The organism is Bradyrhizobium sp. IAR9 (assembly GCF_013408065.1).
In the GTDB taxonomy this organism is placed as follows: Bacteria; Pseudomonadota; Alphaproteobacteria; order Rhizobiales; family Xanthobacteraceae; genus Bradyrhizobium.
This window is the reverse complement of sequence record NZ_JACBZW010000011.1, coordinates 105,402-127,433: the sequence shown is the minus strand read 5'-3', so window position 1 is coordinate 127,433 and position 22,032 is coordinate 105,402. Positions and strand designations below refer to the sequence as shown.

At 63.6% G+C, this 22,032-nt stretch carries 25 protein-coding genes; 10 read left to right on the top strand and 15 right to left on the bottom strand.

The genetic code is table 11. From position 1 onward, the window contains the following. Positions 1–30: 30 nt before the first annotated feature. The 4 genes from GGD67_RS26615 to GGD67_RS26600 all read right to left on the bottom strand — a co-directional run bounded on the left by GGD67_RS26615 (position 31) and on the right by GGD67_RS26600 (position 4,275). On the bottom strand, positions 31–654 hold the full coding sequence (locus tag GGD67_RS26615) for a hypothetical protein (protein WP_179736964.1): 624 nt from the start codon (positions 652–654) through the stop codon (positions 31–33). Positions 655–794: 140 nt separating this feature from the next. Then, positions 795–2,240 (bottom strand): O-antigen ligase family protein, encoded by a 1,446-nt coding sequence (locus tag GGD67_RS26610; protein ID WP_246790858.1) that lies wholly within the window; start codon positions 2,238–2,240, stop codon positions 795–797. An 85-nt stretch (positions 2,241–2,325) separates the two neighbouring features. Further along, positions 2,326–3,063, bottom strand: a complete 738-nt coding sequence (locus GGD67_RS26605) for a hypothetical protein (protein ID WP_246790857.1) — start codon at positions 3,061–3,063, stop codon at positions 2,326–2,328. A 9-nt stretch (positions 3,064–3,072) separates the two neighbouring features. Continuing rightward, on the bottom strand, positions 3,073–4,275 hold the full coding sequence (locus GGD67_RS26600) for a polysaccharide biosynthesis/export family protein (protein WP_038973340.1): 1,203 nt from the start codon (positions 4,273–4,275) through the stop codon (positions 3,073–3,075). A 408-nt stretch (positions 4,276–4,683) separates the two neighbouring features. Between GGD67_RS26600 and GGD67_RS26595 the strand changes: the two genes are divergently transcribed. The 3 genes from GGD67_RS26595 to GGD67_RS26585 all read left to right on the top strand — a co-directional run bounded on the left by GGD67_RS26595 (position 4,684) and on the right by GGD67_RS26585 (position 6,893). Further along, the gene (locus GGD67_RS26595; RefSeq protein ID WP_246790856.1) at positions 4,684–5,127 is read left to right on the top strand and encodes a hypothetical protein; all 444 of its coding nucleotides are present in this window, start codon (positions 4,684–4,686) and stop codon (positions 5,125–5,127) included. A gap of 76 nt (positions 5,128–5,203) precedes the next feature. Further along, entirely contained in the window at positions 5,204–5,479 is a 276-nt protein-coding gene (locus GGD67_RS26590; protein ID WP_179736960.1) for a hypothetical protein, read from the top strand. Between the two features lie 142 nt (positions 5,480–5,621). Continuing rightward, positions 5,622–6,893: a hypothetical protein gene (locus GGD67_RS26585; RefSeq protein ID WP_179736958.1), complete on the top strand. Its 1,272-nt coding sequence runs from the start codon at positions 5,622–5,624 to the stop codon at positions 6,891–6,893. An 11-nt stretch (positions 6,894–6,904) separates the two neighbouring features. On the opposite strand, the gene GGD67_RS26580 is transcribed toward GGD67_RS26585, so the two are convergent. Beyond that, the gene (locus tag GGD67_RS26580; RefSeq protein ID WP_038949591.1) at positions 6,905–7,531 is read right to left on the bottom strand and encodes a transglutaminase-like cysteine peptidase; all 627 of its coding nucleotides are present in this window, start codon (positions 7,529–7,531) and stop codon (positions 6,905–6,907) included. A 193-nt stretch (positions 7,532–7,724) separates the two neighbouring features. Between GGD67_RS26580 and GGD67_RS26575 the strand changes: the two genes are divergently transcribed. Beyond that, positions 7,725–8,462 (top strand): metallophosphoesterase family protein, encoded by a 738-nt coding sequence (locus GGD67_RS26575; protein WP_179736956.1) that lies wholly within the window; start codon positions 7,725–7,727, stop codon positions 8,460–8,462. Between the two features lie 62 nt (positions 8,463–8,524). Continuing rightward, positions 8,525–9,187 carry a hypothetical protein gene (locus GGD67_RS26570; protein ID WP_104464147.1) on the top strand — a complete coding sequence of 221 codons (663 nt, stop codon included), beginning with the start codon at positions 8,525–8,527 and terminating at the stop codon, positions 9,185–9,187. 3 nt (positions 9,188–9,190) lie between these two features. Here GGD67_RS26570 and GGD67_RS26565 read toward each other — a convergent pair whose 3' ends face one another. Next, a complete protein-coding gene (locus GGD67_RS26565; RefSeq protein WP_104464148.1) occupies positions 9,191–9,589 on the bottom strand; it encodes a hypothetical protein in 399 nt (132 codons plus the stop codon). 289 nt (positions 9,590–9,878) lie between these two features. Between GGD67_RS26565 and GGD67_RS26560 the strand changes: the two genes are divergently transcribed. After that, the gene (locus GGD67_RS26560; RefSeq protein WP_091956218.1) at positions 9,879–10,256 is read left to right on the top strand and encodes an Ig-like domain-containing protein; all 378 of its coding nucleotides are present in this window, start codon (positions 9,879–9,881) and stop codon (positions 10,254–10,256) included. 426 nt (positions 10,257–10,682) lie between these two features. Here the strand turns inward: GGD67_RS26560 and GGD67_RS26555 are convergent, their stop codons facing one another. Continuing rightward, positions 10,683–10,928 carry a hypothetical protein gene (locus GGD67_RS26555; RefSeq protein ID WP_091956219.1) on the bottom strand — a complete coding sequence of 82 codons (246 nt, stop codon included), beginning with the start codon at positions 10,926–10,928 and terminating at the stop codon, positions 10,683–10,685. Between the two features lie 186 nt (positions 10,929–11,114). Here GGD67_RS26555 and GGD67_RS26550 point away from each other — a divergent pair, with 186 nt between their 5' ends. Then, a complete protein-coding gene (locus GGD67_RS26550; RefSeq protein ID WP_179736954.1) occupies positions 11,115–12,332 on the top strand; it encodes a hypothetical protein in 1,218 nt (405 codons plus the stop codon). An 11-nt stretch (positions 12,333–12,343) separates the two neighbouring features. On the opposite strand, the gene GGD67_RS26545 is transcribed toward GGD67_RS26550, so the two are convergent. From GGD67_RS26545 to GGD67_RS26535, 3 genes are all read right to left on the bottom strand, one after another. Continuing rightward, positions 12,344–12,580, bottom strand: coding sequence for a hypothetical protein (locus GGD67_RS26545; protein WP_312013789.1), 237 nt, complete (start codon positions 12,578–12,580; stop codon positions 12,344–12,346). Positions 12,581–12,766: 186 nt separating this feature from the next. After that, a complete protein-coding gene (locus tag GGD67_RS26540; protein ID WP_104463425.1) occupies positions 12,767–13,183 on the bottom strand; it encodes a hypothetical protein in 417 nt (138 codons plus the stop codon). A 42-nt stretch (positions 13,184–13,225) separates the two neighbouring features. Continuing rightward, the gene (locus tag GGD67_RS26535; RefSeq protein ID WP_179736952.1) at positions 13,226–13,516 is read right to left on the bottom strand and encodes a hypothetical protein; all 291 of its coding nucleotides are present in this window, start codon (positions 13,514–13,516) and stop codon (positions 13,226–13,228) included. 971 nt (positions 13,517–14,487) lie between these two features. Between GGD67_RS26535 and GGD67_RS26530 the strand changes: the two genes are divergently transcribed. The 3 genes from GGD67_RS26530 (at position 14,488) to GGD67_RS26520 (ending at position 17,583) form a co-directional block, all read left to right on the top strand. Beyond that, positions 14,488–14,661 carry a hypothetical protein gene (locus tag GGD67_RS26530; RefSeq protein ID WP_018317058.1) on the top strand — a complete coding sequence of 58 codons (174 nt, stop codon included), beginning with the start codon at positions 14,488–14,490 and terminating at the stop codon, positions 14,659–14,661. Positions 14,662–15,491: 830 nt separating this feature from the next. After that, positions 15,492–17,078, top strand: a complete 1,587-nt coding sequence (locus GGD67_RS26525; RefSeq protein WP_179736950.1) for an EAL domain-containing protein — start codon at positions 15,492–15,494, stop codon at positions 17,076–17,078. A gap of 139 nt (positions 17,079–17,217) precedes the next feature. Next, the gene (locus tag GGD67_RS26520; protein WP_018317055.1) at positions 17,218–17,583 is read left to right on the top strand and encodes an antibiotic resistance protein VanZ; all 366 of its coding nucleotides are present in this window, start codon (positions 17,218–17,220) and stop codon (positions 17,581–17,583) included. Positions 17,584–17,628: 45 nt separating this feature from the next. Here the strand turns inward: GGD67_RS26520 and GGD67_RS26515 are convergent, their stop codons facing one another. The 5 genes from GGD67_RS26515 to GGD67_RS26495 form a co-directional block, all read right to left on the bottom strand. After that, on the bottom strand, positions 17,629–18,075 hold the full coding sequence (locus GGD67_RS26515) for a CHRD domain-containing protein (protein WP_210286646.1): 447 nt from the start codon (positions 18,073–18,075) through the stop codon (positions 17,629–17,631). A 151-nt stretch (positions 18,076–18,226) separates the two neighbouring features. Next, positions 18,227–18,508 carry a hypothetical protein gene (locus tag GGD67_RS26510; RefSeq protein ID WP_179736948.1) on the bottom strand — a complete coding sequence of 94 codons (282 nt, stop codon included), beginning with the start codon at positions 18,506–18,508 and terminating at the stop codon, positions 18,227–18,229. Positions 18,509–18,617: 109 nt separating this feature from the next. Beyond that, the gene (locus GGD67_RS26505) at positions 18,618–19,064 is read right to left on the bottom strand and encodes a hypothetical protein (RefSeq protein ID WP_179736946.1); all 447 of its coding nucleotides are present in this window, start codon (positions 19,062–19,064) and stop codon (positions 18,618–18,620) included. Positions 19,065–19,205: 141 nt separating this feature from the next. Beyond that, a complete protein-coding gene (locus tag GGD67_RS26500) occupies positions 19,206–20,933 on the bottom strand; it encodes a chemotaxis protein (protein ID WP_179736944.1) in 1,728 nt (575 codons plus the stop codon). A gap of 5 nt (positions 20,934–20,938) precedes the next feature. Next, positions 20,939–22,030 (bottom strand): chemotaxis response regulator protein-glutamate methylesterase, encoded by a 1,092-nt coding sequence (locus tag GGD67_RS26495; protein WP_179736942.1) that lies wholly within the window; start codon positions 22,028–22,030, stop codon positions 20,939–20,941. Positions 22,031–22,032: the final 2 nt, after the last annotated feature.

The window sequence follows — 22,032 nt, the reverse complement described above, 5'->3', positions numbered from 1 at the left end:
CGGAGGGCTTGGTCTCCGGGCAAATACGGGTCAGCGCGTGCTGATCCGATTCGCGGCGTTGGTCGTTCCGGTCACGCCGGCCGTTGCGTTCGGCGAGACCGTCGTCGCATAGTGCAGGCCACCGAAGGTCGGTGCGCCGTTCGCGCTGCCGCCGGTGTTGCCGGGATTGCCGACCGGTCCGCCCGAGCCGGAGCTGCCGCCGCCGCCGCCACCGCCGGTCGCGGCGATCGCGACGTCGCCGGTCGCGGCCTGGTAGGCGGCGATCACGTCGGCGTTGCCGGTGTTGGCGATCGCGGCCTGGATCTCATTGGCGAAGGCCTGGTCGCTCGACGCCGCCATGCGGGCGACCTGGGCGAGGCCGCCGACGATCGCGCGCATCTGGTCCTTGGTGGTCGCGGGATCCTTCAGGAGCGCGATCAGGCCGGGAAGCGTGGTCGGATCGGAAGCGCCGAGGTCGCGCACGCGCGAGATCAGCTGCGGGCCGCCGGTCGGATATTGCTGCAGCAGGCTGTTGGGCGAAGCCTTGAACTCGGAAATGACGGTGGCCGGCAGCTGGCGCTGCGGCGGGTACACGGCAGCGCTGGCGGCCGAGGTAATCGTCGCGGCGAGGGCCGCGGCGGCAGCCATGCGAAGCGCGGTTCTGATAACGCTCATAAATCAACCTCCAAAAAATCAGCTGCCCCGATGTGCTTCCTCGGCCCGGGCAAATGGCTGTGCAGTGCGGAACCTAACCGAAGAGAAAAGAGCTGTCCACTTATTCTAAAGACTTCGTAAACGACGCAACTGCTTCAAATCTAGACACTTTTATGAAGCTGGGGCACTCCGCTCGGGGCGGCGTCCGCGGTTGTCGGATGGCCCTCGCCTCGCCGCCTGGTGGCACCCGCCTCCAGCATGGGGCGACCCTTGGTGCGGAAGGATTGCGCCAGGCCCGCGCCGAAAAGCGCAAAGAATGGAATGCTGTAGCCGGGCACCTGCAGCGTGAAGTCCAGGCACGAATGCAGCAGCGACAGCGTCGCGGTCGCCACCGCCGCCAGCGGGATGATGGCATCGCGGCGGCGGGTGAACACGCCTCTCGCCAGCACCAGCAGCATGATGGCCCAGGCGAGCGCCACCAGCAGCGCCATGGGAATGCCCACCTCGGAGGCAAGCTCCAGCGGCGTCGAATGCGCGGCATCCCAGATTCCGCGAATCGAGATGTTGGGGCTGCGGTACGGCGGAAAGGCCCATTGGAAGGTGCCCATGCCGGTGCCGAACCAGGGATTGTCGCCGATGATTTTGAGCGTTGATTTCCAGGCCTCGATGCGGCCTTCGTCGACCAGGCCATTGCTATCGAAGCGGCTGGAGACGCGGCCGCCGAGCAGCTGTAAGAGGCCAAGCGCGACGGCGAGGCCCGAGCCCAGCGAAATCCAGATGCCGGTGCGCGGCGGCAGGTCTTTCCTCAGGAACAGCGTGAACGCGACGATCATCGCGAGCAGCGACAGGCCGACGCCGGCGCGCGATCCCGTCATGAACATCGCCATCAGGCAGATCAGCAGGCAGCCAAGCTGCGGCAGGATCTCTTTCGGCGGGATCGTGCGCACGTCGAGCGACAGGCGTCGCCATTCGATGTGCCGTTCAGGCAGCCGGCGGCGGACATCCTCCAGGATCAGCAGCATCCAGATCACCGCGCAGGAGCCGAAATAGGCCGCCGCCGTGTTGCGGTTGATGAAGGTGCCGGTGACGCTGCCGAGATAGGCCGTCTTGTCCCGCCACAGGATCATGGTGGGCTCGATCAGGAACGAGAGGACGCCGTAGAGGGCGTAGGCCGCACCCGAGATCGCGATCACCCACAGCAGGCGGCGGGCGCGGTCGCGGTTCGCTCCGACAGTGATGCCGAGGACGATCGCGAGGATGTTGGCGAGCGGGGCGCCGAGCGCGAAGAACGCCTCGTTCTTCACGATGGAAGCAGAGGGAGCGATCGGTACGCCCAGCAGATCCGAGGCCTGCTTCCAGATCGGTTGGAATGGCGCGACCCAGGGATGGTCGGAGAGCTGCTCGTGCAGCACGAACGCGTAGGCCACAACGATCACGCCGATGCCGGCGAGCAGCCAAAGATGCGGCCGACGCAGATCGCGCGTCGGCGCGAAGATCACCGCGATCCCGAGACACAGGCACCAAAACGCGATCGAAAGATCATTGGTCGAGCCGAACGGAAACGGCGCGCCGGCCACCACAAAAAACAGGATGAAGGTCGCGGGCAAGCTCCATGACCAACGAATCCTGAACCAGCTCATATTGGGAGGCCAAAGGCGCATCGTGCTTTCTTAAGGCGAGCTTGCTTTAGGCTTAGAGGAAGCAATCGATCGGATAGATCTTCAGATCCACGTTGAGGCGGCTGTTCCGGGTCTGCGCCCGGAATGCCAAGAATACGCCAAAGCTATCACTGCCCGGATCGAGTTTTATTCCAGGGGTTAATTCGTCGGGCGGGACCAGGACGCCGATGTGCCGGTTGATAGCCGAAATCTCGATCCGCCCCTCCCCCTCGCCAAAATGCCCGCCGAGCTGCGTCACCGTGACTTTGGGCAGGCCGCGACGCTGATGGCAGACCTCCTCCTCCCACAGCTTGGTCTGCTGGACCAGCGGTTTGCCCGCGGCTTCGGGGACAACGATATCCGGGAAGGACGGGCGCAGCATTCCGAAGAACTTGCTCTCCTTGGAGTTCGCCGACAGCCGGACCGTGAACGACAGCTCGCCCTTGGCCCCCTTGAGGCGCGACAAGACAGGAGCGTCAGGCTCCGCGGAGACCATCACGTCGATGCGGTGGCGGACGCCTAGCTCTGCAGCAGCGCCGAGAGCCTGCCCGAGCGGTGCAAGCCCGAAGCCGACGGGGACGAGAGCCAGAAGACGGCAAAGTGTCCGAAAGCGCATGAAGCCCCTTGCAACAGTGCGGGGTGCCCGATGACCGGCGCGCTGCCCAGTGGCGCCTTGATCTTTCCCGAACTCGTAGCCGCAGCAGAACCGCTTCGATCTAAACGAAAATGGCACCGGGACAAAGCCCCGGTGCCATCGGTTTCGCTGGATCAAGTTGGCGTCTTACGGCGCCAGCTTGACGTTGTTGCGGAAGATCAGGGCGTCGTTGGAGAGATTCACCGCATCCGAGCCGGTGGCCATGATCACGCGCAGGAACTGCAGGAATTTCGTAACTTCGACGTTGCGGGAGTTCGAGACGTAGATCACGTCGCCGTTCTTCATCATGACCTTGGTGGTAAGGAAGAAGCCGCCGGGATCGCGGAGGTTCACGTTGAAGATGACCGGAACGGTCTCTGACGTGTACTTGCTCACGTCGATACCGAGCTGGGCCGCAACCTCGCGCGGCTCGCGGCGATACATGTACACGGCGGCCGGATCGGCTTGGCCATCGAGAAGACCGCCGGCCTTGCCCATGGCTTCGCCGAGGTTGATGCGCCAGGCATCGAAGTTGAACTCGCCGCTCTGGCCGCTGGCGCCGAACGCCAGGAACTTCTGCTGCTCGCGATAGACGTAGATGCTGTCGTCGGGGCGAACATAGACGTTGTTCTCGGGCGCCATCACGAGATTTTCGAACGGCACGGTGGCCCGCCGTCCGCCACGCTCCAGCATAACCCAGGTCTCGAAGCCCTGGCCCTTGATGCCGCCGGCGCGGGTGATCGCATCGAGCACCTTGTCCTTTGCGCCCGCCGCGCTCGCGGGATACCGCGCAGGCGAATTGACCTCGCCGAGCACGCTGATGAGCTGGGTGCGCTGCGAGGACATCGCGACGACCGCCTGCGGCTCGATGGCGCGGTTGCCGATCTTGTCGATGATCGCGCGCTGGATTTGCACCGCCGTAAGCCCCGCGGCCTTGATCTGGCCGGCATAGGGCACGGTGATGAAGCCGTCATTGTCGACCGACTGATCCGGGATCGTCACATAGTTGCCCGGACGGACGCCGGCTTCCGCCGGAATGAACAGACCGCCTGCCGCGGCTTCGAAGATGGTGACGCTGACGACGTCGCCGATGCCGAACACGATACTGGCCGGCGGCCGCTTGTCCGTGAACGCCCCAGCGAGCCCCTTGGGCTCATGGGTGTGCAGGATCTTCACCGTCGCCGGATTGAGCGGCACCAGCTCGTAGGCCGGAGCGTTTTCAGTCTGAATCTTGTTGTTGACGTCGTCCGTCAGCGGACCCGAGCCGGGATTGGTCGAGCACGCTCCGAGCGCCAAAGCGGCGGCCAGAAATGCTGGCTTGAAAAGATATGACTTGGCAAAGGAATGCATGAATCGCGCGCCCCAAGAGACCCCAATTAGCCCTGATTGGTACGGCCTAGGGGGTGGTGCGACAAGGGTTCCCGGTGGTTAATGGAGCGATCCGTCGGCTACTGTTGCGTGCGGGCCACTCTTTGGGGCTTGGTTTAACCCTTTGTGACCATTTGTTGTATTTCGTGTGCCCGGTCGGCGAGCAAACCGCCCAACTCAAGGGCTCCGTGTGTCGAGCGCGAGGCTTCTTGACCTCTCTCCGCTCTGCTAAGTCTGGGCCGTTAAGGATAGGAACTCCCATTGTCTGGCCTCCTTCTTGTCCCGCTGTTGGCAGGCTCCCTCCTTGGCCCCGCCGATCGCCCATGGGGCTCTGCTACCTCCTGCGCCGGCAGCGCGCGGTCCTCGTGCCAGGGCGCCCCCATTGTCGAGGTGGCCGCCCCCTCGCCCTCCTCCGTCTGGAAGTTCAGCCGCACCCAGGGAGGCAAGGACGGCGAAAGCTTCGCGGCCATCACGAAGACCGCGGATACCACCCAATCCGACCCGGACTTTGCCGGCCTCATCGTCCGCTGTGCGCCAAAGGGCAAGATCGACGTGCTGGTGGCCTTGATCCGGCCCTTTCCGCCGCGGAGCCACCCCAAGGTCACCATCGCCGCGAGCGGCGGTGGCACCCTGACCTTTGACGCCAGCATGGCGGCCGCAGGCGCCGCGGTGCTGCTGCCCGACGAGGTCTCGGCCTTTGCCGCCGGCAAGTGGCAGACGACGGCCTCGCTGTCGGTGGTGGTCAGGGAAAGCGACAGCGAGATCAAAGGCGTGGTGGCCATGAACGGCTTGCGTGAGGCCTATCATTCGCTGCTGGCAAATTGCAGCCAATAGGCCAAATTTAGCCATATAGCTTAAGGGTCTTTTTAGGGTGGGGAACCTAGGGTCCGAAGCACGGAGAGTGTTTCGGATGACCGCGCTTTTGATTTTCAGCTTTCTCGTAGGTGCCGTGCTGGGCCAACGCTTTCGCGTCCTGGTGCTGCTGCCGTTGACCTTCGTCATGGTGCTCGCCGCCATCCCGGTCGGCTTGGTGCTCGACCTCACCGTGCTCGAGAGCCTGAAAGGCGTGGCACTCGCGGCCATCGCCCTCCAGGGCGGCTATCTCTTCGGCTCGGCGGCGCGCTTTGGCCTTGCCGCTGCACGTGCCGCCCGCGTGTTCGGCCGTCCGATCAAGGCCACCCGCTGATCGCGCCGATCAATGCTGCGACGAGCCCGCGCGCAAACGGCCCAAGGTTTGAGCGTTGGACCGAGGCAGGCCTCTGTTTGAAAACCACCCGCTCGCTTGTATGGTGACCTGACCGTTTCAGGATTCCCTTCGAGCGCGCCGTTTGTCCCTCGCTTATTTTGCCCTCATCGTTTCCATCGTCTCCGCTTCCGCTCTCGAAATCGCCGGCGCCAAGTTTGGTGCGCAGCTCGGGACGATGGCCGCCGCGCTAAGCCTGCTGGCGGCCACCGCGAGCGCGCGAAAAGCCGATTACGATCACTATGTCCGCGCGACCTCGTGGGGCCGCTGGATCCCAATCGCCATTCCGCTGTGTATCGCGGCTCAGCTCGTCCCGCTTCCGCTGAGCTTTGCCCATCCGATCTGGGCCAGCACCCGCGATGCCATAGGTGGCCTGCCGTTCGGACCGATCACGGCCGATATCGGACTGACCGTCAGCGCGCTGCTGCTGGCGCTTGCGGCGATCTCGTTGCTCGGTGTCACCATCCTGGTGGTCCGCAACCGCAGCCGAGCCGAGCTGGTTCTCTTTGTGCTGAGCGGCGTAACTGGGGTCTCTGCCTTGATGTTGGACCTGCATCGGCTGTCGCCGGCGCTTGCGGCGACCGTTCCTGCTGATCTCACGGCAACCATGGCCGGCCTCGGTCTCATGCTCAATCTGGCGGTGATGCAGCTCGCTGCGGAACGGGCCGAGACGCATCACTCGGTCCTTCGCTCGGTGGCGATCGGCCTTTGCGGGCTTATGGGCGCGCTGGCAAGCGCGCTTGCGGTGTTCGGCCTGTCGGGCACGAACAGCGCGATCGCCGCGGCCTTCGGCATTGTGCTGATCCTGCTGATCCTCGTCATTCGCAGGCTCGATCTATCGCCATTGGCCGCGGGCGCCTTGTCGGCCGCCGCCTTGATCGGGGCGGCGATCGTCCTGTCATTCCTGTTCGAAAAAGGCTCCGGACCGGTCCTGTTGCGGCTCATCCCGGACGTGGGAGCTGAAACGCGGGCGGCATTGGAGCGGATGTTGACCGACACGCGCTGGTTCGGCGCGGGCGCCGGGACCTTTGCTGCGGTGGGCCGGATCTATCAAAGCGACGTCGGAGCCGCTTTGACGGCGCCCTCGACAGCCACGGCGGTCTTTGCTGGCATGGGATGGATTGGCCTGGCGGCCGCGCTGGCGGTGAGCCTGATCGCGCTGCTGCGCCTGTTCTTCGGCGCCTTGCAGCGCGGACGCGACTCGTTCTTCCCTGCCGCCGCCGCGGCCTGTGTTTTGTTTGCGCTGGTTCAGAGCTTGGCCGGTCCCGGGCTGCTGCGGCCCGCAGCAATCCTGTGCCTTGCAGTGATCGTGGGACTGGGGCTGTCGCAGAGCGTCAGCCAATCCGGATCACGATAGAGCGCGGGTGATCAGACCGCGCGATCGCCGAGTGAGGCCCAGTAGTTCGGGTTCTTGGGCGACTGAATGCGGACCCAGCGATAGGGCTTCTTCGACCACGGCAGAATGTGGCCGGAGAGATTGTCCAGCACGAGATCGCCGGCGAAGGTGCGCACTACGACCACGAGATGATGCTCGCCCCAGGTGGTCACGACCTCGCTGAGCAGCACCGAGCGCGCCGGAAAGCCCTTGGCGATCAGTTCGTGGCGTTTTGTCACAGCGTAATCGTTGCAGTCGCCGCTGGTCGGATGCAGCAGCCATTTCTCGCCGCGCAGCCCTTCCAGATTGGCCTCGGGACGGATGGCGGTATTGACCTTCTGGTTGACCTCTTGCATCTGCGCCAGCCGCTCCGCCGTAAGCTTCAGGCGCCCGCCCCTGAACACGATGTGCTGCGGCCGCGGCTTGCACTCGTCCTTGTACTTCAGGCAAAACAGCGTGAACGCCATTGGCGCCAGCGTCGGCTGGTCGAACTTGATGTACTGGATGGCCCCGCGCAGCCCCAAGGGCGCACCGACGAATGCGGCTTCAGCGCGCTGCTGCACCCCTGCAGCAACGACGATGGCGGCCACGGCCGCCAGGAACTTTACAACTTTGCGCATGTCGCGCTCCCCGTTTTTGTTGGGGAGACGCTACGCGAGACGTCTTGAAATACGGCTCAAAGGCCGCGCGATCCTTTAATCAAAATGCAGGCGCCTTGGTCGGAAACAATTAAGAATACCGATGTGTGACTTGTTCTGCTAAGAGCCATCGCGACGTTCCGCTCGTGACGCTGGAAGCGATTCGACCGACCTGATGGGCCTTTCCTCACGCTTTCGAAAGAAGACCAAGCCTCGGCTTCCCGACGGCGTTCGCGTCTATGCCATCGGCGACGTGCACGGCCGCGCCGATCTGCTTCAATCGCTGTTAACCGTCATCGACGTCGATCTGGCCCGCTCGGCCCCCGAACGGGCCATCCAGGTCTTTCTCGGCGACTACGTCGACCGCGGCCCGGACTCGCGCGCCGTTCTTGATCTGTTGATCGAACGCTCGAAAACACACGAGACGGTTTGCCTCAAGGGCAACCACGAGATCTTCCTGCTCGAGGTCCTCAGGGACCCGGCGCGACTGCAGGAGTGGCGCCACTATGGCGGCCTCCTGACGCTGGTCTCCTACGGCATCACGCCGACCATGAATCCGTCCGCGGAGCAGCAGGTCGAGCTGATCGAAGGATTGCAGCGCGCGCTGCCGCCCGAGCACTTGGCTTTCCTGCAGCAATTGCCCTCGTCCTTTACTTGCGGGGACTTCTTCTTCGTGCATGCCGGCGTCAAGCCTGGCGTCCCGCTCGAGCGGCAGAGAGATGAGGATATGCTCTGGATCCGCGAGGAATTCCTCGCGTCCGAGGAGCGCTTCGGCAAATATATCGTCCACGGTCACACGCCGGTCAGCGTGCCAGATATTCGCCCGAACCGCATCAACATCGACACCGGCGCCTATGCGACCGGAAACTTGACGCTGCTGACGATCCAAGGCGATAGTCTGCTCGCAATTTAAGAGCCCTGCTCTCGTTTCAATCCCGTGCTCACTTCGCCCTCACAGGGCTCGTCGATTTCACCATGAACCGCATGTTCCTGCTTCGCGTCATCGGCATCTGCACCGCCATCGTGCTGGCGCTTCATGCCGGCATGGAATTCTACGGCGATCTCGTCCGACCGAACTTTCGCGCGAGCGACCTGTTCTCGGGTGAGATTCCGCCCGAGAAGGCCAAGCTGGCGGCCGGCGGTGTCTTGGCATCGGTTTCGCTGGATGGCGACCTGCTCGCGAATTACGCGGCGGCAATGGCCGCTGACGTTCTTCACCGTCCGTCGACCGATGCGGCCGGACGGGCCAGCGAGAACAAGGCCGCCCAAGGCGCCGTCGTCGCTGCCTTGAAGGTGTCACCGATCAGGCCCGCGCTCTGGCTCACGCTCGGCACGCTGCAGGCCCAGGCTGGCGAAGCGGCGACGCCCGCTGTGAAGATGTCCTACTTGACCGGATCGGTGCCGATCGATGTCGCCTTCGCTCGCGTCCGGACCGTGACCTCGGGCGCGGCTGCGACGGACGAGGAGATCAAGCTGCTGGCGCAATCCGACATCCGCTCGGCGCTCGCCAACCGCTCGCGTTACGAACCGCTGCTGATCGCGGCCTATGTGCAGGCAACGCCGCAAGGCAAGGCGCTGCTGCTCGAGACCACGAAAGTGACCGATCCCAAATTCAACGAGATTTTGCGGCGGTACTGAATTTCAGCGCATCGATTTCGGGTTGACCGGCACGAAGTCCTGATCGCGACGCGGTTGGTCGGATCGCCCCTGATAGACGAACATGCCCTTCTTGGTCGTGACGATATCGCCTCGCTGCAGGCTGTCGTCGCGGAGAAGGCGTTCGGTCGCGACAAGGTCCGGATCCTCCGGAATCGGCTTGTAGAGCTCGGGATGGTCCCGCCGCTCGCGCGAAACTTCCTTGGCGCGTCGCCGTGCGTCCTCGATCCGCTGACGCCATTCGTCGCGCGTTACTTCTGGCTCGCTTGGTGGAAGATAGTCGCTGAGCGAGGGCTCCGGTTCGGCCTGAGCAAGACAGAAGCAAGGGCAGGCGAGACCAAGGCCGAGGGCAGCGGCAAGGGAAACGACAGCTTGAGACAGCATCCCAAACCGCCTTCCGTCATCTAGCGAATGGCCACATCGAGCGGTTCGCACGCTGATCACTCCAAAGACAGAGCATAAGGACGACCATTGGCCGGAAACCCCTTATGCCCGGCTCATCAATCTATACCTTTGCCAATTGCAAGAAAGCGAATTCGCAGGCAAGCTTTGCGCTTTAGCTTGCAACCTCGTCTGGCACGAAGTTGACGAGCACCTGGCGAGCCCGAGGAGTCGAAGACCTCGTTAGCTCGCTGATATTCTCTTCGGGAATTGCGCGTGGAGCTGCTGTCGCATGCCTCAAAAACCCTTGTTGCTGCTAGCTGCCTGCATCGCAGCTTCCGCTGCGCTAGTCATGGCGGCTCACGCCAGTCCGCTCTGCATCAAGGAACGGACGCCGTTCGAACTATCGGGGGACACGGTGACGTGGACGCTGACCATCCAGCCTGGATCCGACTGCATCCAGGGCCTGCGTTGGTCGTACATGCAGATCTTCAAGGTATCGGTCGTGAGCGGACCATCAAGGGGACAATTGACCGTGGTCGGGTCCGGCTTCCGCTATCTGGCAGCAGCCGACAAGCAAGGCCCCGATAAATTCACACTTCTGATCTCGGGTAAAAACCTTCACGGTGCAGGGACATCGACCCTGGAGGTCGAGGTCAATCCTCAATAGCTCGCCAAGACGCCGCTCTCTTAGGGGACAGGAGCGTTCCTGGATTTACCGAAATCGAGCACGGCGGCCGAATGGCTGATGGTTGGCGATGTTCTCTTAGGCCAGCCGGCGGCACACCTACCGCCTACTTGAGGCACTGCCCCGGGTTCTGTTTCCGTAATAGGGTATGGCTCGCCCGCCGCGGGTCAGGGGCGCCTGGATCCGGCTCGGGTAATTCGGCGTGGCCGTGCTGCCCGACGGCTGCGACGGATTGACAATGATCACGTTGCGATTGGGCGTCGATGGGTCATTGACGCCCTGGGCCCAGGCAGCGGCGGGCACAAGCAACGCAATGGCGATCAGAACTGGTCGTTTCATACGATATCTCCCGAGCATGAACGTCAGGGAGGCGATCACCGTTCCTTCACGGTTCGTTGGGCGGCCGCCTCAGCGGGGAACGGCAACCAGCTTGCCGTCTCGCCAGACGCCCTGGGCCGACTTTCCAGCAGGCAGCCTGCCTGAAAGGTTCCGAACGGCGGTCGGCCGCGAGGCAGCCTGATTGGTCTGCGCCTTTTTCGTGGGGGTCGTGATGATGCTGGAGCTCGTGGTGTTGGCCTGATCCTTGGTCCCTTGCGCAACGGCAGGCGAAACCAGGAAGGTCAAAACCGTGAGGACTGCCAGAACGCCGCGCATGGTCGAGCACCAGAAAGAGAAGAGCTTGGCGAAATGTCACAGGTTCTCGCCCAAAAGCAAGCACCTTCGAACACCGCGCGAGGCCTTTGCGGACCCGCCAATCGAAGCCAAACCGCCTCAACTCGAGACGTTTGAAGCGGAAAGACCTAGCGAAATAGCCCTATCCGGGCTACTTGATCGGCCTTGATGACCGACTCCGGTGAAACTGCGGCTAACGCTCCCTCGGCGCAACAGATCAAAGCCGGGTTTATCCGTCTCCTGTCGAGCCGCATCCGCGCCGTATCCGACGATCCCCGGCAGATGCGGGAGATCGTCTATGAGCTGGCGCGCGTCAAGCTTCTGGAGCAATTTACGCATGCCGACGCGCGGGAATCGCGCGAGTTTCAGCAAGTCCTCGAACGTGCCATCAAGGAGGTCGAGCGTTCCTTCGAGCGTAGCGCCGCGTCCGAGCCGCAAAAACTTGTCGCGGCAACCGACGTTCCAGTCCCGCCCCCGGGCCATACCCCCGCTCCCCCGCCCATTCCGATGTCGTCACCCGTTTCGGCTTCGCCACCTGCTGCGAAGGACGCGGGAGCACCGCGCCGTTCCGTGGCTTCGCCACGATCGCCGGATCAACCCAAACGGAGCGGCGCCTTCACCTTTCTGGTTCGACTGGCCGGCATTCTCCTGCTCATGGCCGGCGCCAGCAGCGCGGTGATCTATTGGCCGCGTTTGAGGACACACGTGTCCGCACTGTCACAATTGGTGCTGCCATCCGAGCGCGCGCCGGGCAACCCCGAGCCCCGGCCGGCCACCGCCCCGACCCCGTCGGAGAGCGTGAGTATCGAACGATCGCCCGACAGCGCAAAGGAGCCGGCACCCCCTGCACACCCCTCCATGCCTTTGCCGACAACCTTCGGCGTCTACGCGCTGAACGAGGGGCAACTCCAGGAACTGAAGCCGGTCCCCGGCAAGATTCCAGACCGCCGCGTTGCGATCTCGGCGGCCATCAACACGCCGAGTGCAACGACCCTGACAAGCGGAGATGTCAACTTCATCGTGTTCAGACCGGACGGAAGCATTGAGGCAAGCGTGACCGAGGTTCGAGTCGTCGCGAAGGTGTCCCGGTCAATGGGCGTCGATGCCTCCGGCAAGGCCGCCATAGTCAACGCGGGCGATTCCTGGGTCATTCGCAGCATGTCCTACCCCTACAAAGTGGGGCCGGTCGAGGATCAGCAGAGGATGCTGTTGCTGCAACCGGAGCAGGACGGCTTCACGCTTTCGCCGGGCCGCTACATCGTCGTCGTCAAAGGCATCGGCTACGATTTCACGGTGGCAGGGACGATCACCGATCCCAACCAATGCGTCGAACGCATCAACGCGGCGAACGGCGCGTTCTATTCTCCCTGCCCGCCGCCGCGTTAGATCAACGGCCGCTACTTACCAGGCTTGCCGTCCTTGGCCGCCTCCGCCGGCGCGTCGTCGACCTTACCGTTGTTCGCGACGCACTTTTGGAAGTATGCGCGCTGATCCTTGGCCGTTCCCTTGGCACTCCCGGCCGCCGGGTTGCCGATTTGCCTGGGCGGAAACGCCTTAGCCACCGCCGCTTCGCATGCGCGCGCCACTTCGGCGGTAATGGCCGACGCCGTCGCCGGCGCAGCCAATGTCAACACGCATACCAATCCAACCAACCTTCGCATATTCCTGACCGGCACCTTGCTGCTCCCTCGAAGCGTGAATGCTTGCCGGAACCATAGCAAAAAGGATCGACGCGCCAAACGGCAAACGGCTTCGAATTGTCACGCGGTCTGCCCTGTGCGTCTCGAAGGATGGCCGAGCGCGCAGCAAGAGCTCCAATACTAGCTGTTGAGCTGCGGCGGCTTGAACTTCGGAAAACGCGTGAGCATTGCGGTCTTGACGAACTTCAAGTGAGCAATGGTGCTTGCCAGCTCCTTGAGCCGCCGCTGGCCATTGGAGATGTCCGCCGCGAAGAGATCCTGGTGATGATTGTCGAGCGCCTCCCGCTCGAGGTACTCGTCGGTGCCGTTTCCAAAGGTGACGGATGCACGCGCAAGCGCGTCATCGACACGTCGACTGAGCCCGACCTGCTCCTTCTCCGCATCTCGTAGCGCCGTGTCGATGGCGACCATGACGGCGTCGACCCTCGCGCGGTCTGTCTCCGCATCACGCTCGGCGGAGCGGGCTTTGAAACCCTTGTCCTCGCGGCGCGAGCCGAGGAGGTTGTGCGCGCGTGCTCTCAGGAACAGCTGAAACATGTGGGCCATCCCCATTTTCGAGATCTAAGCCGCTACCATCGGTCAGGCATAGTTAACAAAGCCTAAATCCTGCGTCCGCCCCGCCTGGCTTTGTGCGATCCAGGCCCGCCAGGCTCCTTCGTGCTTGGAATAGAGCTCAAGCCACCGAACGTCGTCAGCCGCGGCCGCTCCCGTGCCTGCGCGGGTTTCGACCACGATTTGCACCGTCTCCTTCGGTGCAAGATCCAGCGCCTCGAATTCCGCCGTCTCCTCCAGCGAAAGGCCTATCAGAACACGATGCCCTTGCGCGTCAACAAAATACCTGCGCGGCGCGTTCTGCCGTTGATCAATCATTCGAATGACCCTCGCTCATGATCCAAGGACCTGGAAGATCTCTCAGATGCCGGCCATAGCTACAAACAAACGCAATCAAAATAAGAGCGCAAGTCGTCGCGCCCAGCAACGCAATCAGCCACGTCATCTACGCCTACCCGCGTGCCCTCCGGAAAGAGAGGGCCCGAACTCGCAATGAACTGATCCGTCTTAAGTTGCCTTTCCTGGGCGCTCAAGGACGGCGACAGATTAACCTAACCGCACATGGTTATTTCGACTTCGCCACGACCATGGGGCAGCACGCGCGCGGCCCCGCGGTTACGATGGCCCCTGGGTGCGACCGGCTTGCATCGAGGCAGGCGTATAGGGTGCATAAAGACGATATCGTGCCGATCGCTTCCGCGAGCGCCACGCCCGTACGGCATAGCCGCAGCCAAAACCCGCTGCGAAAATCGAAATCAAAACCAAAGCAGCTAACATTGGAATATTCCCACGTTTGCCGGAACGTTCCTCTCGCGCTCATTTTCATCTTTTCGTTGTGTCGACTTCAAGATCGTCACCGCTGAAACTTTTGTCAGACGAAGATGAAGTTTGTGCAACGTGATGCTTGAAGATTGGTCGGCACGCGAGGACACAGAGCGCGGAGAAGAGGCTCCAGTTCTTTTTACCAGAACTCGCCACGCCGACACCATGAACCCTCGTTCATCCTGGCGCTTCAAACGTCGACCGGCACGGATGAGACCGCCGTCGGAGGGCGCACATCGGATTCGCCAGCGAAACACCGTGGTTATACGGAGCGTCGCGCATCGATTTCATCGCGGTAAGGTTGAGCAGTTAGCTTAATCCGCGTTGTTTGTTGCGAAGTCTCACCGATCGCATATCCATCTCGCACCGGGCTCCCCCAAGCCCGGCCCCACCCAAGCAAAGCCGTCGAGCGAACATGGGTCGCTTGGCGGCTTTGTCGTTGTGTCGACAAGAGGATGATTTCGGTTATGGCGCGCAAGCCCTGGTCGTTCAAAGAAGACCGCCGGCTCATGGAGCTGGCCAAGTCTTCGGCTTCGCTGGAAGAGGCCGCGAAAGTTCTCGGACGCTCGCCTGATGCGATCAAGCGCATGGCCTTGCGGCTTGGTCTTTCGCTGAAGCCGAAGACGGGCAAAAAGAGCTAGCCTCGGAAAGGCGACGGTGCTCGCCTTGAGCCCCGCAGCACGACCTCCCGCGTGCGGTGAATGACGACCGACCTCACTGACGGGGCCAGCAGGCCACTGCAAAAGGCTCAGAGGTCACGCTCTGCAGATGCGGGCGTCAGCCTACAGTCTTTCGAAACAGACATTCTTTCGAAGTAATCATGGCTTTGCCTCGCCGGGACGGAACCAGACCGACATTTGGGTGTTAGTTCGAATCTCACAGCGAGGTCTGGCAGTGCTCCACTTTGCCATTTCCGCGGTTTTGGTTTGGCTGGCGATCAACATCGCCTTCGTGGTGCTTCGGCTGCGGGCCGCCCGTGATCCCGCAGCGCCCCACACCGACAGGTCAGGCAGAGCTTATCCAGAGGCCGTCGCCCCGCGCCCCCGATGAGCGCGACCAAGCTGACCTGACCTAGTTGCGCGTCTTCTTCTGGGACCCCATCCCAGGACTCGTTCCATAGTTGGGTGTCCCCGTCCCCTTGAAGGCTCCGCCCATGCTGTCCGAACCGGAATTCGTCGCCGTGCCGCTGCGGGAGGTGGGCTGAGTGCCCGATGGCTGGTCTTTGGTTCCCTGCGCCCAAGCCGCGGAGCTTCCGACGACGAACGACAGGAGGAGGAGGCTTAACGTCCTGATCATACTGCTCAACTTTCCATGCTCGGGCCGCACGACCATCAGTCAGGCAACCCCTGGGTAGCCCTTCCGGACCGGTCCGCTCGTTAAACCCTATCTTAGCCCCCGCTGGCTAGAATCAATTCCCAAAATCAGTTCCGAGATCAGTCACCAAGCCTCTCTTGAATTTCGCCTGGACCGGATGAGATTACAGCGGCCGAACCTCTCGTTTGCGGCGCTCGTTATTGCGAGCACGATGGCGTTCGGGCTGGCGGGCCATTTTGCGGCAGACGGCGTCATTCGCCACCAGCAGGCGCACCAGCTGAACGAGCTGACCGAGGTCGTTCTGCGCCGCTCCGAATTTGCGGTCGATTTCGCCGCGGCCAGCCTCGACGAACTCGCCAAGCGTGATCTTGCCAGCTGCGCACCGGCAGCGTTGCAAGCCATCCGGCTCCACGTCTACCAGCGCTCGGCGATCAAGGACGTCCGTCTCGTCAACCCGGACGGATCGGTGATCTGCTCGGCCTATTCCGAGACGCTCGAGTTCGACAAGGGATGGGCGGATCGGCGCGACATGCTGCCCTCACACGACAAGAGGCTCTCGCTGTTCCGCGTGGAGCAGTTCGGCGGCGACGCATTGGGCGTGCTCAGGGACGTCAATCGCAGCTCCGCGCTGGTCGCCATCGTCGGCATCAACGCCGGCCTGTTCGATCTCATGCCCGCCGAGCTGCGCGCGCACAGCGAAGTGATCCTCGCCTTGAGCAATGGCGAGAAGCTCGGCGAATTCCGGCTCGATGCCGACAGGCCCCTGCCAGGGCCGATCAGCTTCGACAGGCATTCCACGCGCTTCCCGCTTCACGCCACGATCCGGCTCGAGCACGCCGTGCTTTCGAGCTGGAACAGCGAGGCGTATTGGCCGGCGCTCGCAGTCGCCCTTGGGCTTGGTGCACTGTTCGGCATCCTGCTGGCACGCAGCCGCCGGATGGAAGGGCCGGTCGCCGATCTCGATCGCGGCCTCGCAGCCGGCGAGTTCAAGCCGTACTACCAACCCATCTTCGAGCTCAGGACGGGCCAGATCACCGGCTGCGAGATTCTGGCGCGCTGGGTTCGTCGGGACGGCTCGGTGGTGCCGCCGATGAACTTCATTCCGCTGGCCGAATCCAGCGGGCGCATCCAGGTGATGACCTGGCAGATCCTGAAATCGGCGCTCGCCGACCTGCAGGGCGTGCTGAAGGCGGACAAGACCTTCAAGATGTCCGTGAATGTCGTGCCCAAACACCTGCTGAGTGCCGGCTTCGTCGAGACGCTGCGTCGCACGGTCCTGGCGGCGAGAATCTCCGCACGCCAGATCGTGGTCGAGGTCACCGAACGCGACGAGCTCGACGATCTCGCGCACGCCGCGACCGTCGTGGCCGAGTTACGCGACCACGGCTTCCGCGTCGCAATCGACGACGTCGGCGTGGGTCACAGCGGTCTGTCGCGACTGAAGGGACTTGGCGCCAACACGATCAAGATCGACAAGTTCTTCGTCGACACCATCACCGTGGATGCATCGACCACGACGATCGTCGAGATGTTGGTCGCGCTCGCCAAGGACTTCCGCATGACGGTGGTCGCCGAAGGAATCGAGACCGAGGAGCAGCGCCGCGCCCTGATCGCCTCCGGCGTCGAGGAAGGGCAGGGCTATCTCGTCGCCGCACCGCTGCCCTTTGCGAAATTCAGCGAGCTCGTCGATTCACGCCGCCACTCCGCATCCGCAGCGCCGGCCGGCGACGTCCTGGTGGCCTGACCATCTTCGCCGGACCGCCTCCCGGCCGGCGATAGCGGCCAGGTTTTAGGCAGCCCGCGCCGCCCGAAGAGCGACGAGGCGCTTTAACGATGTTCTCGTCTTTCGAAGCGGAATGGCCCTCGAGCGGTTATGGTAGGCCATGCGTCGAAATCACCTCATCGCAGCCGCGGGAATCTGCCTCGCCCTCATCGCCTATGCCACCCTGGCAAGGCTGGCGGGGCGGCCGGCGCTGATGGGGCATCACGAGGCTTACTGGATCGTCGTCATCGAGCGCTTCAGCGCCTATGGCCTGTTGGGCTTCCTGCTCGCTTTCCTGTTGCCCGGCCGACTCGCTTTGGCCTGCTCGCTCGTCATCGCAGTTGCGATGGGGCTGGAAGTCCTGCAAACGCTGACCCCCGATCGTGATCCGGGTTTCCTGGACGTGCTGCAAAAGGCGGCAGGAGGCACCGTCGGTGTCATCCTCGCCCAGACGATCCTGGCCTTCTTGCCTCGGCCGCCAGCCTGAGGCCCACGGCGCTGACACATTCTTCAGCGCCACGGCGACATCCCCCTACTTCATCATCTGCCCGCGCAATTCGCCGCCTGGGTTCGCGGCCGTATGGATGTTCGCGTACCATTTGCCGGCCAATAGATCCGCCGCCTGGGCATCCGTGAGCGTGGCGCTGCCCTGGATAGGACTCTGGACCGTCTTGAAGGGCAGAGCGATGCCGGCGTTCTTGCCCGCATCACTGGGGCCATGAAAATGCGCCCCCATCGCCGGACCAGTCAGATTGGCAAACGTAATCGTATAGGTCAGCACTTTGGTCTGGGTGTCGAACGCGGCCTCCGCCTTGCCTGAACCGGACGAGCCGTTCGGAGGCACTTCATTGCTGCCCTTGAGGTCGGCCTGCAGCTTGACGACCTCCGCACGTGACGACGCGGTTGTGACGATCAGCAGCCCACCGAACATCACCGTTCCCAACAGCGTCAGGCCGACCCGATACTTGGCTTTCCTCATGGCATTCTCCTACAGGCTCTACGGCCCGATGCGGTTGAAACCCGGCCCTGGCTCGAAATTCCGGAGACGAGTCTATGCCTGATTCGCGAAAAGCTGGCGGCGATCCACCGGTGGCACGTGGAACGATCTGCGGGGCCTGACGCCAAGCGAGCTAGGCTGCCCCGCGCTCGCGGAACCCGGTCGGGGCCAGGAGTTCGGCCATCTGCCTGTGCGTGCTCTGCAGCGCCTCGATCGCGCCGTCGAGATCGAAATCCGCTTCGCGGATTGAGGCGAAGAACTTGGCCGTCAGCGCCAGGTCGAGCTTGACGCGCGTTGCGCCGTCGCGGCTCTTGCGACGGTCGAGCGACAGATGGACGGCGCGCATTCTGGCTTCTGCCGGCGAACAGCCGCTGAGTGTCGCCAGTTCGTCGTATGTCATCCAGATCTGAGGCATGGTCTCGTCCGTCCTTTATTGCCGCCTCATTCCTAACTTTCTGCGCCTGAATGCATCGTTGCCGCAGCGCGGTCGCAGCCCGCTTCGCTGCGATAGCGTCAACGCAAGACTAAGATGCGGGAGGCCTGGAAGGCGCAGGAAATTGGCGCGGCCGCGAACGGCTGTCGAGGCCCTTGGGCAATTTGTCATTGAGCTTCACGACGGCGCCTCGCGCCTCCACAGCCGGCGCATCTTCCTGGCTGTAGATCAGCGTCACCTCGAACATCACGTCGGGCGCTTCCCTGGCCGTTCCGGAGCAGGTCGCCATCGCACCGCTGCACACGCCGGCGAGGCTGACCTCGACCTCGTCCAGACCGAACACGGTCGGCGGCCCCTCGGCATAGCGCCGCGTGGTCAGCACGGCCGTGAAGCGCTGATCGTCATCGAACTGATAGGAGCCGCCATAGGTGAAGAAGCTGTCGCTGCCGGAGATCCGTCCGTCCGCCAGATGCACGATACCCGTGCCCTGGCCGCGCGGCGTCCTGAACCAGGCCGCGTATTTGCCGTCTCGCATCATGGAAATGTCCGCCGTAAAATTCACTGATATTTGCAACCAACTCTGGGGCGCGACAATGACCGACGCGGCGAGTATTCCGCGACGGTTAACGCCCTGCAAAGCCGACTCGTCAAATTGCCGCCGCATCACGTGGCGACGCAATCAAAACAATTCTATGCCGTCATCCGCAGTCTCGACCGCCTCGACCCGGCGCATGGCGGCGATCGATGCCAGTCCGAGTGCTTGCAGGAACTCGCGATGAACGTCCCGCTCGCGCTCCATCGTGTAGCGCGCGAAGAGATCGTCGAGGATCGCCTGATCCTGCAGCTCCGGCTGTAGCCGCTGCACGCTTGCGCTCGCAGTCTCGAGCCGCGTGGCGACCGCAGGCAAGGCTGCGGAGCTTTCGCCGAGCCTGGTCATCTGACCCTGGGCCGAATTCATCAGCCGCTCGAATTCCGCGCCTTCGTCGACGAGCCGGCTCATCAGCTTGCCGAGCCGTTCATTGCCGTCCTCGACCTCGCGCAACGCCTGAAGGATTTGCGGCTCGAGCTTGGCAAGCTGGGTGGGATCACCCTGCACGCGGAGCTCCTTCAGCTCATTGGCCGAGCGCTCGATCCCGTCGAGCACGGGCCTCAGGCGCGCGGCCCCCGCGGAGACCTGGTCGGCGGTCGCCTTGAGCTCGTTGGCGATGACGACAAAGGCGCTGCCGCGGCTGCCGAGATGGCTCGCCTTGAGGCCGGCATTCATTCCGATCAGCGTGATGTCGATAGTCGCTTCGGCAAGCCCTGCGATCGCCTGACGAAATTTTGCCAGCGTGTCCTCGACGATCGCGAGCGCCTCGTCGACCGAGCGGCCGGCACTCTCGCAGGTAGCGATCAGGGTCGATGCGTGCGCCAGCGTCTGCTTGATGCGCGTCAGGAACGACGACGAGCCGCCCTCCTCGCCGCCGAACAGCGTGCGGCCGTGGCCGACGACGCTGCCCGCATCGTGCAGGATAGCCGTCAGCGCGCCGACGATTTGGCCGACGTCGCCGCCGAACTCGCGCTGGGCATCCCTGAGCTGGGCCGCCTGCAGCCGGCAAATCGCACGCACGCCGTCATCGCTCGGCACCGTTTCAGGAACGAGGCTCGGCGCCGATTCCGACACAAGGCCGAGGCCATGGGACACGTGCTCGAGACGCTGACGCGTGCTGTCGCCCGCCTGCAGCGAGATGATCGCGCTGCCGACCGCCTCAGCGATCTTCCTGGTGCTGGAACTGGCGCGGTCGGCCAGATGGCTGCTCTTGCTGCGCTGGTCGCGTAATCCGGAATAGGCCGCGCCGAGTTCGGCGCTCTCCGACATCAGCTGGGCCCGGTAGCGGCTCTCGAATTCCTTCTGCCGGCCGAAGGCCGTGGCAACCGCCTCGGACAGCCGCTGCTGGTCGCGCGCGCAGCCTTCGATCGAGCGCTGCACGGCCCTGCCGAGATCGTAGGCTTCCTGGGTGAAGGCGAGAAAGCCCTCGCGGTCGCCGTCGAGCGAGGCCGCCTCGATCCGGGCGCTGCGCGCGATGATGGTGATCATCTGGATGTGCTTGAACAGCGGCTTGAGCAGCGAAGACGCCTCCGCCGTGCTCTTGCCGATCGTCTCCAGCAGGGCGCTCTCCGCCGGCAGCGCCTGCGCCAGCTCGCTCAGCTGCGCGGCGATCTCCTGCAGCGCCGTTGCCGCGCCCTCGATCTCGGCGCCGGAGAGCTCGCCCGAGAGCGCAGCTAAGCCCTGGTTCAGCTCCTTGAAGATGAGGTGGCCGCAGCCGAGCTCGTGACCGACGCGCGCGAACACGTCCTCGATGCGCGAGGAGACGTCCTCGATCGCGGTGGTTGCCTCGGCGAGCGTGTTGGCCGGAACAGGCGACATGGCCATCAACCCGCCACCGCGGCGTGCCCGGCCTGATACCAGAGCATGATCTCGCGCGGGATGTGATGCAGCGAAACGACCTTCTCGACACCGCCATGGGCGATGGCTTCCTTGGGCATGCCGAACACCACGCAGCTCTCTTCGTCCTGCGCCCGCGTCGAGGCGCCGAGCTTGCGCATCTCCAGCATTCCGCGCGCGCCGTCGTCGCCCATGCCGGTCATGATGACGCCGAGCGCGTTGGCGCCGGCATGCTGGGCCGCCGAGCGAAACAACACGTCGACTGAGGGGCGATGCCGCGACACCGGCGGTCCGTCCTTGATCGCGATCTGGTAGCGCAGGCCGATGCGCTGGAGCAGCATGTGGCGGGCGCCGGGCGCGATATAGGCGCAGCCCGGCAGCACCGGCTCGCCGTCCTCGGCCTCCTTGACCCTGATCTGGCAGACGCCGTCGAGACGCTTGGCAAAGGCCGCGGTGAAGCCTGCCGGCATGTGCTGGACGATGACGATCGGCGGACAGTGCGGCGGCAGCATCTCGAGGACGTCGTTGAGCGCTTCGGTCCCACCGGTCGATGCTCCGATGCAGACGATGCGCTCCGTCGTCGGACGGACCCTGCCCTGCACCGGCGGCGGGATGATGGCGTCGGCGGTCAGCTTCTTCTCGATAGCCCGGCGTTCCGCACGCGGCCGCACCCGCGCGCGCGCAGCCGACTTCACCGCCTCGCGCAGCCGCGTCGAGCATTCGAGCAGCGCCAGGCGCGTGTCGATCTTCGGCTTCGGCACGATGTCGACCGCGCCCGCCTCGAACGCCTCGAACATCACGTTCGAGCCCTCTTCGGTCAGCGAGGAGCAGATGATCACCGGGATCGGGCGTTGCGCCATGATCTTGCGCAGGAACGTCATGCCGTCCATCCGCGGCATTTCCAGGTCGAGGATCATGACATCGGGGATCTCGTCCTGAAGACGCTTTGCAGCCACGAACGGATCGGAGGCCGTTGCCATCACCTCGATATCAGGATCGTCGTTGAGGATCGTCTGCAGGATTTGGCGCACCGACGCCGAATCGTCCACGATCAGCACGCGAACCTTCTCCCTCGGCATCT